We start from the raw sequence: 12735 nt of genomic DNA on the forward strand, positions 1-12735 counted from the left end.
GGCAAATGAGTGTAAAAAAAATCAATTTATTAGATCTTGATCGTAAAGCATTACGAGCGTTGTTCACCGAAATGGGTGAAAAACCGTTTCGTGCTGATCAATTAATGAAGTGGATTTATCACTTTGGTGTCAGCGACTTTGAAGAAATGAACAATATTAACAAAGTGTTGCGAGGTAAACTTGCTGCTAAATGTGAAATTGTTGCACCTGAAATTTCAAGCTTTCAAAAATCAAATGACGGCACCATTAAATTTGCTATCAATGTTGGCCAAGGCCAAGAAGTAGAAACGGTTTATATTCCAGAAGAAGACCGAGCGACCTTATGTGTGTCCTCACAGGTGGGCTGTGCACTGGAATGCACTTTTTGTTCTACTGCACAACAGGGGTTTAACCGTAACCTAACAGTGTCAGAAATTGTCGGACAGGTTTGGCGTGTTTCGCAGTTTTTAGGGTTTCATAAAGACACAGGCGATCGTCCAATTTCTAACGTTGTAATGATGGGGATGGGTGAGCCTTTGCTTAACCTTGCTAATGTTATACCTGCAATGGACATCATGTTAGATGACTTTGGTTTTAGCTTATCTAAACGTCGTGTTACGTTATCTACGTCAGGTGTTGTACCCGCTTTAGACAAATTAGGTGATGCCATTGATGTTGCACTGGCTGTGAGTATTCATGCACCAAATGATGAACTACGTGACGTGCTGGTTCCTGTTAATAAAAAATACCCTTTACAAGAGTTTTTAGCCGGTATTCGTCGTTACTTAGAAAAGTCTAATGCAAACCGAGGCCGTGTCACGGTTGAATATGTGATGTTAGATCATATCAACGACAGCACAGATCAAGCCCATGAATTAGCAAAACTCATGAAAGACACGCCTTGTAAAATTAATTTAATCCCGTTTAACCCGTACCCGGGTTCGCCTTACGGTCGTTCTTCAAATTCGCGAATTGATCGTTTCTCTAAGGTGTTGATGGAATACGGATTAACCGTGATTGTGCGTAAAACTCGTGGCGACGACATTGATGCGGCTTGTGGTCAATTAGCCGGTGATATTCGTGATAGAACTAAGCGTTTAGCAAAAAAACAAATGCAACAAAACCAGATTTCAGTCACAATGGAATAACTCATTGTTTGCATAGATAATAGGCTTGTAAATGAAGCATGGAATGCAAAAAATTATAATGGTGACACTTGTTGGCTTGTCGGTTAGCGGATGCGTAACCGAGCGCACTTATAGTGGCACCGACACCCCAGTTGCCGAGCGACGGTTTGACAAAGTCGGCGCAGCACGCGAGCGTATGCAACTTGGGCTAACATACTTAAATCGCGGTAATAGTGAGCAGGCAAAGTATAATTTAAACAAAGCGGTAGAATACGCCCCAGACATGAGCGAAGTGCATGTGGCGATGGCTTATTACTATCAAACTGTTGGAGATTTAGACCGCACAGAAGCCTCATACCGCCGGGCTATTGGATTAAGTGATGCAACGGGTGATGCTCGCAACAATTTTGGTGTGTTTTTGTGTCAACAGCAAAAATATGCCGAAGCTGAAACAATGTTTCTAGCTGCGATTAACACCCCCAAATATACTCGTACAGCGTCAAGTTATGAAAATTTAGGTGTGTGCAGTCGTAAAGCGGGTAACAAAGAAAAAGCGCGACAGTATTTTAATATGGCGTTAAAGTATGACCAAAGAAGAAAAGTAACCTTATTAGAATTAACCGAGTTAGCCATGGAAGATGCTGACTACGGCGATGCGCGCGAACAACTCGCAAGATACCATCGAGTTGCAAGCGAATCAGCAGAAAGTTTAGCCTTAGGGATCAAGATTGAGCAGGCGGCAAATAACCCAGAAGCCGTAAAACGATTTGGCATTTTATTAATTGCGAAGTTTCCTGCATCTCCACAAGCCAAAAATTATAGAGCTAACTTGAATTAATGACTAAAGAATTCGAAGTAGAACAAAACGCTGAAAAAGCGGCATTGTTAAAAGATGTGGTTACCGCTGGCGCAATTTTAAAGGCTGCCCGTGAAGCAAAAGGTTTGTCAATTGAAGCCGTCGCCACACAATTGCATTTGCGTCCTCGTATTGTCAGCGATATTGAACAAGATATTTTTGACAATATCGCCTCAACAACTTACGTCAGAGGATACATCAAAAATTACGCACGTTTTGTGAATGCCGACATTAATGAAATCCAGCTGTGCTTAAAGCATCAGTTGCCAGAGATTGTCCCGCCGGCAATGCAAAGTTTTTCGCGTAAAACCACTCATCAAGCTCGCAATAGCCGCCTCAACTTAGTGACTTATCTTATTGTTACTGTGTTAATCGCCATGTTGGTGCTTTGGTGGGTGCAAAAGTCGTCATTATTAACCGATGTCGATGTGTCTTTACCGACGGCAGAAGAAATTGCCGCAGACACAAGCATGCCCGAGCCGCAACAAATTATTAGACCCCAAGAACCGCAAGTCGACACCGCTAGCGAAAACACCTTGGCTAATAATTCTGACCCGGTAGCGTCAGTTGACACTACTATGCCTGCTAACGATACCCTCGCTGCCAATGTTGCTGTTGTTGATACCAATGCCAGCTCGGTAACACCCCCTAGCGTAGCAGATACCAGCTCAACGCCAGTGAGTGAACCTACGACCAGTGTGGTTGACCCCGCGCCAACTAGCGTACTTAATCAGCCCAGTGCTCAGGCCAGTGAAAATACAACTGGCAATGATACCGTTAGCACCAGTAGCGAAGGTTTATTAACCATCGATTTAACCGGTGACTGTTGGATTAACGTCATTGATGCAAATGGTAAGGTGTTGGTTGATGGTGTAAAAACCGCCTCAAATAAAGTTGAAGTGCGCGGCACAAAACCATTTAAAGTCATCCTAGGCGCACCACAGGTGGCCAGTATTAGCCTGGACGGAAGCGAAGTCAGCCTGGCTGAATTTGCCAACGGTAGAGTCGCCAGATTAACCTTGCCTAAAGCCCAATAGGCTTAGCAACCAGCAGTAGAGTGTATTTGCATGTATAACGAATCCCCAATTATTCGCAGACCTTCCACTCGTATTTATGTGGGCAATGTGCCTATTGGTGATGGTGCACCGATTGCTGTACAGTCGATGACCAATACTAGAACCACTGATGTTGCTGCCACTGTTGCCCAAATTAACGCGCTAGAAAAAGTCGGAGCAGATATTGTTCGTGTGTCTGTACCAACAATGGATGCGGCTGAAGCGTTTAAAATAATTAAGCAATCTGTGAACGTGCCGTTAGTCGCCGACATTCATTTTGATTACCGTATCGCCTTAAAAGTGGCTGAGTATGGTGTCGATTGCTTGCGTATCAACCCAGGTAATATTGGTAACGAAGAGCGGATCCGCAGTGTGGTTGAATGTGCTCGTGACAAAAACATTCCCATTCGTATTGGTGTGAATGGCGGCTCACTTGAAAAAGACTTAATGGACAAATACCGCGAGCCAACACCAGAAGCATTACTTGAATCGGCTATGCGCCACGTGGATATTTTAGATAGGCTTAATTTTGATCAATTTAAAGTCAGTGTTAAAGCCTCTGACGTTTTTTTAGCGGTTGAATCCTACCGATTATTGGCCAAGCAAATCCGTCAACCATTACATTTAGGGATTACAGAAGCGGGCGGCATGCGTTCAGGTTCGGTTAAGTCTGCCGTAGGTTTGGGTATGCTGTTAGCCGAAGGCATCGGTGATACCATTCGTATTTCGTTAGCTGCCGATCCGGTTGAAGAAATCAAAGTCGGATTTGATATTTTAAAATCACTTCGTATTCGTAGCCGTGGCATTAACTTCATCGCTTGCCCATCCTGTTCTCGTCAAGAGTTTGATGTTATAAAAACCGTTAACGAGCTTGAGCGCCGTTTAGAAGATGTGACCACCGCGATGGATGTATCCATTATTGGTTGTGTTGTTAATGGCCCAGGTGAAGCATTAGTGTCGCATATTGGTTTAACAGGTGGCCATGCCAAAAGTGGTTATTATGATGATGGCATTCGCCAAAAAGAACGCTTTGATAACGACAACATTGTTGACGGCTTAGAAGCTAAAATTAGAGCTAAAGCAGCAATGATGGCTAACCGTATCGAGATAGCCGATAAAACCGAATAATTCTCTCACTTGCTCCTTGTGCTAAGCATAGATTGAGCGAGTCAATTTACTTTTTATTAGTGCAAGCTAATTTGAAATTGGACCAGTAATAGTGGCAAAGCAAATCCAAGCAATTCGCGGAATGAACGATATTCTGCCTACTCAAAGCCCAATTTGGCAAAAAGTCGAAGCGGTATTGCGTTCATCTGTGAGCGCATTTGGTTACAGTGAAATTCGTACTCCCATAGTTGAAAGTACCGATCTGTTTAAACGTTCAATTGGTGAAGTGACTGACATTGTCGAAAAAGAAATGTACACCTTTGAAGACCGTAATGGCGACAGTTTAACCTTGCGCCCAGAGGGAACGGCATCCACAGTGCGAGCCGGCAATGAACATGGTTTACTGTACAACCAAGAGCAACGCCTATGGTACATGGGGCCAATGTTCCGTCACGAACGTCCTCAAAAAGGCCGTTATCGTCAATTCCACCAGTTTGGTGTAGAAACCTACGGTATTGGCAGTGCTGATATCGACGCAGAAGTGTTAATGTTGTCTGCTCGTTTATGGGATCAACTGGGTATTAAAGATCATGTAGCCTTAGAGCTTAATACTTTAGGCGACCCAGCTGAACGTGCCGCTTATCGCGATGCCTTAATTGCCTTTTTAGAGCAGCACAAAGACATCTTAGATGAAGACAGCCAGCGTCGTATGTATTCAAATCCGCTGCGAGTATTAGATACCAAAGACCCGCAAGTACAAGCAATCTTGACTGACGCACCTGCGTTAATGGATTACTTGGGTGAAGAGTCAAAAACACATTTTTCAACTTTATGTGAACTCTTAGACGCTGTTGGCATCCAATACACCATCAACCCACGTCTTGTACGTGGTTTAGATTATTATAATCGCACCGTATTTGAGTGGGTTACCACGAGCCTTGGCTCTCAAGGTACCGTGCTTGCTGGTGGTCGTTATGATGGTCTGGTTGCGCAACTAGGCGGTAAAGACACGCCAGCAGTTGGCTTTGCCATGGGATTAGAACGTATTGTCCTGTTGCTTGAAACATTAGAGCTAACCAATGACATTGCCGCCGAGGTTGATGTTTATGTGACTGCAATGGGCGATAATTGCTTAGTTGAAGCCATTAAAGTTGCGTCGGAGTTGCGTCAACAGTTGCCAACGCTTAAAGTCATGAGCCATTGTGGTGGCGGTAACTTTAAAAAACAAATGAAGCGCGCAGATAAAAGCGGTGCTCAATACGCATTAATTATTGGTGAAAATGAGATAGCTAATAATCAAGTTGCTATTAAGCCATTACGAAATAACAACGAACAACAATTAGTGAGCCGTACTGAACTGGTCGCTAAAATTGCAGAACTGATTTAAAAGGGGAAGTGCAAGTGGAAATTTATAGCACAGAAGAACAACAAGTAGATGCTATCAAGCAGTTCGGAAAAGATTATGGTGTTTCTATTATTGTCGGAGCCGTCGTCGGTTTAGGTGGGCTTTATGGTTGGAATGAATATTCAGCCATGAAAGTTGAGTCTGCTGAGCAAGCCTCTCAGACATTTCAAACCATCGCAGAGCAGTCAACTAACCCTGCAGCATTTTTGACCCATGCAGAAACCTTTACTGCTGAGCACGACCAAGCAGGTTATCAAGCTCTGCTTGAATTAATGGTAGCAAAAGCGGCCGTTGATGCTGGTGACTTAGCCAAAGCAGAAACCGCATTAACTAAAGTGATTGCGGCCAAACCAGGTTCAGGTTTAGACATGGTGGCAACCATTCGTTTAGCGCGTATACAAGCTGAGCAAAATAACCTAGGTGTGGCATTAGCGACATTGGATCAAGTCACTGACGAAGCGTTTGCTTCGCAACGTGAAGAATTAAAAGGCGACTTTTTAGTGCGTCAAGGTGATTTGGATAAAGCCAAGTCAGCTTATCAAGCAGCGGTAGACAATGGCGGTGCATTAGCCAGTCCTGCGCTGACAATGAAACTAGACAATCTAAATAAGGCATAAGGAAGTTAGCCAATGAAGTCGTGGTGTAAAAATCTGCTTGCCGTTGGGCTGAGTGTTGCTTTTTTATCAGCTTGTTCTTCGAGCGATGTTGAAGAAGAACCAGTAAGTGAATTAGTTGAAATTCAAGCAACCGTGTTTCCAGAGATCAGCTGGGACACAAATGTAGGCGAAGGCGTAGGTGATTATTACTCGCAACTTCGTCCAACTGTGCGTTATGGTAAATTATTTGTTGCTGATCGCAGTGGCATTGTGGTTGCTTTTGATGAAGCAACAGGCGAAGAGTTATGGTCGCAAAACTTTAACGATGAGTTTGAGCAAAAGCTGAAAACGAAAACCAACGGTATTCGTTTAGCTGCTGGTGTTACCGCAGCCCGTAAAAAAGTGTTTGTTGGCGGCGAAACCGGTTTACTGGTTGCCTTAGATGAAGCAACGGGCGAGATTTTGTGGTCGTCTCAAGCCAATGGCGAGCTATTATCAGCACCTACTGTGGCTGAAGACGTTGTTGCTGTGAATACTGCTAAAGGTGCGTTTGAAGGGTTTAACGTTGATACCGGTGAAAAGCTTTGGACATACGAAAGCCAACTACCTAACTTAACTTTACGTGGCACATCGTCTGCAGCGTATGAAGCAGGTGGTTTCTTTGTGGGTACTGCTGACGGTAAAGTGGCTGTTGTGGTAAAAAATAACGGTCAAGCCGCGTGGGAACAAGCGGTTTTCAGTCCTAGTGGCGGAAACGAGTTTACCCGTATGGCAGACGTTGACATGACCCCATTGATTTTGGGCGACAACCTTTACGTGGCAAGTTACAACGGTAACTTGGTTTCAATGGAGCTTCGCAGTGGCCGTGTGATTTGGTCTCGTAAATACTCAAGTTTTAATGATCTTGCTGAAGCGGGTTTGAGTTTATATTTGGTTGATGATCACAGCCGTATTTATTCGGTAGATCGTCGTAACGGTTTAGAGTTATGGAGCAATTCAACACTCAAAAATCGTCAGTTAACCGCTGCTGCAGTTGTTGAAGGTTATTTAGTGGTTGGCGACTTAGAAGGTTATTTACACTTTATCGACCGTAGTAACGGCGATGTTGTTGGCCGAATTCAAGTTGACGATGACGGTTTATACGCCCAACCGTTAGTGGTAGATGACAAGATTTATGTTCAAGGCCGCAGTGGTAAAGTGGCCATTGTTACCTTGAGCAAACAAGAAGTAACCGTTGAGGAAGATACTGTAGCGAGTGCAGAATAAGTCCTAAGACCATTTCTGCATTAATTAAGGTATAATGTCTTCACTAGAGCCCCTGGATGTGTTCCGGGGGCTTTTTATTGAAAAGTTTTTTAGAGGCAAAATCATGATCCCTGTAGTGGCCCTTGTGGGGCGACCAAACGTCGGCAAATCGACATTATTTAATCGTCTTACTCGTACTCGTGATGCGTTAGTCGCTGATTTTCCTGGCTTAACACGTGACCGTAAATACGGCCGTGCTTTTTTAGCGGGTTACGAGTTTATCGTTGTTGATACCGGCGGTATTGATGGCACCGAAGAAGGGATCGAAACCAAAATGGCTGAACAGTCATTAGCAGCTATTGAAGAAGCTGATGTGGTTTTGTTTATGACCGATGCCCGCGCGGGATTAACGGCTGCCGACTTAGCTATTGCTCAACATTTACGTAGCCGTGACAAAGTGACCTTTGTGGTTGCCAATAAAGTTGACGGTATCGACGCCGATTCGGCCTGTGGAGAGTTTTGGTCATTAGGGTTAGGTGAAGTTTACCAAATGGCTGCGGCACAAGGTCGTGGCGTGACCAATATGATTGACTATGCGTTAACGCCATACGCTGAAGCCATGGGAATAGTGCGTCAGCTTGACGAAGAAGGCGAGCAAGTTGAGCGTGAATACACCGAAGAAGAAGCTGAAGCTGAACAAACGCGTTTGCAAAGCTTACCGATTAAGCTTGCCATTATTGGTAAGCCAAACGTGGGTAAATCGACACTGATCAACCGTATTTTAGGTGAAGAGCGTGTGGTGGTTTATGACGAGCCCGGTACCACTCGCGACAGTATTTATATTCCAATGTCCCGTGAAGGCCGTGAGTATGTGTTAATTGATACTGCTGGTGTACGTCGTCGTAGTAAAGTACATGAAGTTATTGAGAAGTTCTCGGTCATTAAAACCCTAAAAGCGGTTGAAGATGCTAACGTTGTGTTATTAGTGATTGATGCCCGTGAGGGGATTGCAGAGCAAGACTTGGGCTTATTGGGGTTTGCGTTAAACGCTGGCCGCGCTTTAGTGATTGCAGTAAACAAGTGGGATGGCATTGATCAGGCTGTAAAAGATCGCGTTAAGAGTGAATTAGATCGCCGTTTAGGGTTTATCGATTTTGCTCGTATTCACTTTATTTCGGCATTGCACGGTACCGGTGTTGGCCATTTATATGAGTCAATTGAAGAAGCCTACGACAGCGCAACCCGCCGTGTCAGCACGTCAATGCTAACGCGTATTATGCAAATGTCACAAGATGATCACCAACCGCCATTGGTTAATGGTCGCCGTGTGAAGCTTAAGTATGCTCATGCTGGTGGTTATAACCCACCGATTGTTGTAGTACACGGTAACCAGGTCAGCAAGCTGCCTGACTCATACAAGCGTTATATGATGAACTACTTCCGTCGTTCATTAAAAGTGGTCGGTACCCCAATTCAATTGCGTTTCCATGAAGGTGCTAACCCGTTTGAAGGTAAAACAGAAAAGTTAACTTTAGGGCAGGAGCGTCGTCGTAAACGTGCTATGACGCACATTCGTGACCGTAAAAAATAACGCGTTATGATTGATGAAAAGCCTGACTTGTTCAGGCTTTTTTGTGGCTGGATATTAAAAGCTTAAGGTAGATGCATATGCAACAGCAAATAGTGGGTTATCACCTTGATGAAGAACAGCATTGGGTGGCGCAGTTAGCATGTCATCATTTTCAGCATGTTCGCCATAATCCCCCCTGGACTGTTAGAGAGTGGGTGACTACAGAGGTTGGGCGTCAACATCACTTAGGCCAGCAGCTTAACTGCACAAAATGCGATGAAGGGGCGCCCGCTGATAGAGTGAAACTCGTTAGTGTTTAGGGGAGCGATGAGTCCATAAGTAACCCACAATATACAGACAAATAACACTGTCCATGGCCATTGATAGCCAAAACCCATTGATAAACGACTGGTTTGAATAGCCAATAACCAGGCTCACAAAAAACAGCTTTTCGATTAACGCTACCCAAAAAATGGGTATAACCCAATTTTGACGAAATATCGCAATAAAAAAGCTGCAACCCATCATCAATACTAAAAATCCCCAATGCTGGATAAATATCGTGTCACTCACCCTATACGGTAATTGGTTTAGCCGCGCTAAAGCCCATTGAGGCGCAATAGTATAAAGCCCGCCTAGTGATGTACCAAAGCCGGCAATGAACAACGCAAGCGTTTGTGTTCGTTTAAAAAACTCAGTCATGAAAAGTCCTATTATCTAGCGACATTATTAACCTCAGCTCTGGATAACAAACGCCTTTCAAGCAGTCCTTTGCCTTCCTCACTGCGTTGAATTAACTTGCAATAGGCTAGCTATTGACGCGTTAATTCGCCTTGTTAGCAAAACAAATCACAAGTTTGACAGTGGATTTTAGTCAATCTATTGATTTATATCGTTATCAATACATCTCTTATCCAGAGTTGAGGTTTATTAGCTCTTATCGCCATTAAAACGATAAGCCGTAAGTGATTGTTAAGATTTTGGCTTAATAATACTCACATTATCGTTATGTATTGAGGCTTATATGTATAGTCAACATCACTTTCCTTTGTTACACCGTTTACTCCATTGGGGGTTGGCATTGACCATGATGGTTATGCTGCTAACCGTATTATTACGCATGGGCTGGATGGATAAAAATCACATGGCCGCCATGATTGATCAAGGTTTAGTGAAGCTTGGGATCATCATTACCGACAAGCAAGCCGTGAGCATTGCTAGGGCTATCAGGGGCGTCATGTTTAAGTGGCATGTTTATTTTGGTTATGGGGTGACAGGGCTTGTGTTTGCCCGCTTTATTTACATGTTTAAATGGGGGACGCACTATCAATCGGCATTTAGCTCACAAGCGACAGCAAAGCAAAAAGCTCAGGCCTGGGTGTATTGGGGATTTTATGCGGGAGTTGCCACATCAGTTATCACAGGTTTGTTGCTTGAATTTGGCCCACAGGCCATAGAGCGACAAGCCGAAATCCTCCATCAATTAGCATTGTGGTACTTCATACCTTTTATCTGTTTACATTTTGCGGGCATTTTACTGGCTGAACCAGGTAGCGATAAAGGCATCGTCTCTAAAATGATTGGTGGCTAAGGTTTGCTGCGACGTTTTTGTGTTGATTTTAAACCTTAAGTAAACCTTAAGATTATTGGCCTAATGTGTCTCCAGTTGAGAAAAATGGTGTCATAACAATGCTAAAAAAATGGTTGGTACAAGTCGGTAAAGTCAGCATCGCTGCGGTAACGATAACATTAGGGGTCAGTGTTACTGCCCATAGTGCTCCTTCGTTAGAACACTCATTGCAGGATAGCCAAGGTCAGTCTGTTAGCCTACAGCAATTTGCCGGAAAGGTAGTCTACGTTGACTTTTGGGCTTCATGGTGCGGCCCGTGTCGAAAATCTTTTCCATGGATGAATGCCATGCAAGCAAAGTATCAACACAAAGGGCTAGAGGTTGTTGCGATTAATCTCGATGTTGATTCTGCGTTGGCGCAAGCGTTTCTCAAAAAAATCCCCGCGCACTTTAATCTGCGTTTTGATCCTAATGGCGATGTCGCAAAAGCCTTTGATTTACAGGGGATGCCGAGCAGTTTTGTGTTTAATCGCCAAGGTGAGTTGGTGCAAACCCACATGGGATTTTTTGATGAAAATATTTCTGCCTATGAGCAGGAAATTCAAATGTTATTGCAGGAGTAATGTTATGACAACAGTGTGGAATCGTCCTTTTGCAAAGACCGTAGTGGCATTTGCCATTGCTAGCAGTTTGGTGGGGTGCTCAAGCCTAGGGGTGCAACCTTGGGAGAAAGATCAGTTTGCCCGTGCAGACATGGCGTTAAACAGTGAAAAACTCGATTTAGCCCTAGATGACCATATTTATTTCAGTAAAGAAGGCACCAGTGGCGGCCGTTCATTGGCGGGTGGAGGTTGTGGATGCAACTAACGACAACACAAACTATTGCCAGTGCACTTGCGATGGCGAGTTGCTCCTTAATTGGCCAGCAAGCGTGTGCAGTTGAGACTCAATCAACTCAAGATGATTGGAAGGTCGATGCTGCGATTATGTATTACGGTGAGCAAGAACGTGTACAAGCTGCAGAGGTTATTGGCAACGTACAAAAGGCATTTGGCGACTCATCACTATTGGATATGAAAATCGTCGTTGACAGCTTAACGGGGGCGTCAGCGTCGGGGGCGGTTGCTCAAGCGCAAAGCCAGACATTTACTCGTCCATCAGGTAAAGGTGAGTACACAGTTAAAGCCGGTGATACGCCGCTTGATGATACTTTCCATGATACACGGGTGCAATTAAGTGCAAACTGGCAAGAAGTGCTTAATCAAGATTGGACAACCAATATTGGCGTATATGGCTCAAAAGAGTTTGATTACTTGTCCATGGGTCTTAATGCCGGTCTTGAGCGTAGTTTTAATAAAAATAATACTACCTTGGCGTTATCTGCTGCCTTTACTAATGATGTGGTTGACCCTGTCGGTGGGCGTCCTGTGGCAATGTCGCAAATGGTTTTTCGCGACAATTATGCTACAGATGCCGAATATCAAGCGGCGTTTGATCAAACTCGTTTAAGTGGTGACGATACCAAACAAACCAGTGATATTATGTTTGGGGTCACTCAAATACTCAATCGTAATTGGCTGATGCAGGCTAACTATGGGTTATCAAGTGTGTCAGGTTATATGACCGACCCTTATAAAATCCTGAGTGAAGTTGATATCAATGGTCAAACACAAGCATATCGGTATGAGAATCGTCCAGACTCACGCCTCAAGCACAGTGTTTTTGTGATGACCAAAGGGGCCCTTGATTCTGCTGTGGTCGATTTTTCATACCGTTACAGTACAGATGATTGGGATATACAGTCACATACCCTTGAAACACATTACCGCTATAATTTTAGCGCTAGCCTGTACGGGCAACTACATTTACGTTACTACCAGCAACAGGCGGCTGAGTTTTATCGGCCATTCTTGCTCAGTGATGAGGTTGTCCCTGAGTATGCTAGCGCTGATTATCGCATCGGAGATATGACTGCTTACACCGTAGGGCTTAAGTTTGGTCAACGGTTATCTAACGGTCATGAAATGAGTTACCGTCTTGAGTATTATCAGCAAAATCCTGACAATAATGGCACGCAATTACCAGGACAGTTGCAAAATTTTGACTTATTTCCTTCAGTGAAGGCGATAGTGGCTCAAGTCAGTTATTCGTTTTAAGATGATTATAACATCATTAAATCGAGTCAATTAATTTGCCAACACACAAGCGTACCACAACCAAACCCC

Annotated in this window: 14 protein-coding genes; 13 read left to right on the forward strand and 1 reads right to left on the reverse strand. The window is 44.0% G+C overall.

What is annotated here, in order from left to right:
• The first annotated feature begins 5 nt into the window (after positions 1-5).
• From rlmN to L2703_RS02645, 9 genes are all read left to right on the forward strand, one after another.
• Entirely contained in the window at positions 6-1127 is a 1122-nt protein-coding gene (gene rlmN / locus L2703_RS02605) for a dual-specificity RNA methyltransferase RlmN (RefSeq protein WP_248969582.1), read from the forward strand.
• A gap of 31 nt (positions 1128-1158) precedes the next feature.
• Positions 1159-1944, forward strand: coding sequence for a type IV pilus biogenesis/stability protein PilW (gene pilW / locus L2703_RS02610; RefSeq protein WP_248969583.1), 786 nt, complete (start codon positions 1159-1161; stop codon positions 1942-1944).
• Entirely contained in the window at positions 1944-2999 is a 1056-nt protein-coding gene (locus tag L2703_RS02615; RefSeq protein ID WP_248969584.1) for a RodZ domain-containing protein, read from the forward strand. Before pilW ends, L2703_RS02615 begins: the two co-directional genes overlap by 1 nt.
• Positions 3000-3029: 30 nt before the next feature.
• A complete protein-coding gene (ispG, locus tag L2703_RS02620) occupies positions 3030-4145 on the forward strand; it encodes a flavodoxin-dependent (E)-4-hydroxy-3-methylbut-2-enyl-diphosphate synthase (RefSeq protein WP_248969585.1) in 1116 nt (371 codons plus the stop codon).
• Positions 4146-4236: 91 nt separating this feature from the next.
• Positions 4237-5511: a histidine--tRNA ligase gene (gene hisS / locus L2703_RS02625; protein WP_248969586.1), complete on the forward strand. Its 1275-nt coding sequence runs from the start codon at positions 4237-4239 to the stop codon at positions 5509-5511.
• 14 nt (positions 5512-5525) lie between these two features.
• Entirely contained in the window at positions 5526-6146 is a 621-nt protein-coding gene (locus tag L2703_RS02630) for a tetratricopeptide repeat protein (protein ID WP_248969587.1), read from the forward strand.
• Between the two features lie 12 nt (positions 6147-6158).
• Entirely contained in the window at positions 6159-7391 is a 1233-nt protein-coding gene (gene bamB / locus L2703_RS02635; RefSeq protein WP_248969588.1) for an outer membrane protein assembly factor BamB, read from the forward strand.
• Positions 7392-7494: 103 nt separating this feature from the next.
• Entirely contained in the window at positions 7495-8961 is a 1467-nt protein-coding gene (der, locus tag L2703_RS02640) for a ribosome biogenesis GTPase Der (protein WP_248969589.1), read from the forward strand.
• Positions 8962-9038: 77 nt separating this feature from the next.
• Positions 9039-9260, forward strand: coding sequence for a DUF3565 domain-containing protein (locus L2703_RS02645; RefSeq protein WP_248969590.1), 222 nt, complete (start codon positions 9039-9041; stop codon positions 9258-9260).
• Here the strand turns inward: L2703_RS02645 and L2703_RS02650 are convergent.
• Positions 9250-9642, reverse strand: coding sequence for a hypothetical protein (locus L2703_RS02650; protein ID WP_248969591.1), 393 nt, complete (start codon positions 9640-9642; stop codon positions 9250-9252). The genes L2703_RS02645 and L2703_RS02650 overlap by 11 nt on opposite strands.
• Positions 9643-9964: 322 nt before the next feature.
• Between L2703_RS02650 and L2703_RS02655 the strand changes: the two genes are divergently transcribed.
• The 4 genes from L2703_RS02655 to L2703_RS02670 all read left to right on the forward strand — a co-directional run bounded on the left by L2703_RS02655 (position 9965) and on the right by L2703_RS02670 (position 12666).
• A complete protein-coding gene (locus tag L2703_RS02655) occupies positions 9965-10531 on the forward strand; it encodes a cytochrome b/b6 domain-containing protein (protein WP_248969592.1) in 567 nt (188 codons plus the stop codon).
• A 98-nt stretch (positions 10532-10629) separates the two neighbouring features.
• Complete coding sequence (locus tag L2703_RS02660; RefSeq protein ID WP_248969593.1) at positions 10630-11133, forward strand: TlpA family protein disulfide reductase; 504 nt, start codon at positions 10630-10632, stop codon at positions 11131-11133.
• Positions 11134-11137: 4 nt separating this feature from the next.
• Positions 11138-11377 carry a DUF4266 domain-containing protein gene (locus tag L2703_RS02665; protein ID WP_248969594.1) on the forward strand — a complete coding sequence of 80 codons (240 nt, stop codon included), beginning with the start codon at positions 11138-11140 and terminating at the stop codon, positions 11375-11377.
• Positions 11368-12666: a DUF3570 domain-containing protein gene (locus tag L2703_RS02670; RefSeq protein WP_248969595.1), complete on the forward strand. Its 1299-nt coding sequence runs from the start codon at positions 11368-11370 to the stop codon at positions 12664-12666. Before L2703_RS02665 ends, L2703_RS02670 begins: the two co-directional genes overlap by 10 nt.
• Positions 12667-12735 lie beyond the last annotated feature (69 nt).

Origin of the sequence: Shewanella basaltis (assembly GCF_023283885.1) — a bacterium.
Lineage (GTDB): Bacteria > Pseudomonadota > Gammaproteobacteria > Enterobacterales > Shewanellaceae > Shewanella > Shewanella basaltis.

What these genes read in the sequence shown, in the direction of transcription:
- pilW (WP_248969583.1), top strand. Translation starts at nt 1,159, where the DNA reads ATGAAGCATGGAATGCAAAAAATTATAATGGTGACACTTGTTGGCTTG.
- L2703_RS02615 (WP_248969584.1), top strand. Translation starts at nt 1,944, where the DNA reads ATGACTAAAGAATTCGAAGTAGAACAAAACGCTGAAAAAGCGGCATTG.
- L2703_RS02665 (WP_248969594.1), top strand. Translation starts at nt 11,138, where the DNA reads ATGACAACAGTGTGGAATCGTCCTTTTGCAAAGACCGTAGTGGCATTT.
- L2703_RS02670 (WP_248969595.1), top strand. Translation starts at nt 11,368, where the DNA reads ATGCAACTAACGACAACACAAACTATTGCCAGTGCACTTGCGATGGCG.
- der (WP_248969589.1), top strand. Translation starts at nt 7,495, where the DNA reads ATGATCCCTGTAGTGGCCCTTGTGGGGCGACCAAACGTCGGCAAATCG.
- ispG (WP_248969585.1), top strand. Translation starts at nt 3,030, where the DNA reads ATGTATAACGAATCCCCAATTATTCGCAGACCTTCCACTCGTATTTAT.
- L2703_RS02655 (WP_248969592.1), top strand. Translation starts at nt 9,965, where the DNA reads ATGTATAGTCAACATCACTTTCCTTTGTTACACCGTTTACTCCATTGG.
- L2703_RS02645 (WP_248969590.1), top strand. Translation starts at nt 9,039, where the DNA reads ATGCAACAGCAAATAGTGGGTTATCACCTTGATGAAGAACAGCATTGG.
- bamB (WP_248969588.1), top strand. Translation starts at nt 6,159, where the DNA reads ATGAAGTCGTGGTGTAAAAATCTGCTTGCCGTTGGGCTGAGTGTTGCT.
- L2703_RS02660 (WP_248969593.1), top strand. Translation starts at nt 10,630, where the DNA reads ATGCTAAAAAAATGGTTGGTACAAGTCGGTAAAGTCAGCATCGCTGCG.
- rlmN (WP_248969582.1), top strand. Translation starts at nt 6, where the DNA reads ATGAGTGTAAAAAAAATCAATTTATTAGATCTTGATCGTAAAGCATTA.
- L2703_RS02650 (WP_248969591.1), bottom strand. Translation starts at nt 9,642, where the DNA reads ATGACTGAGTTTTTTAAACGAACACAAACGCTTGCGTTGTTCATTGCC.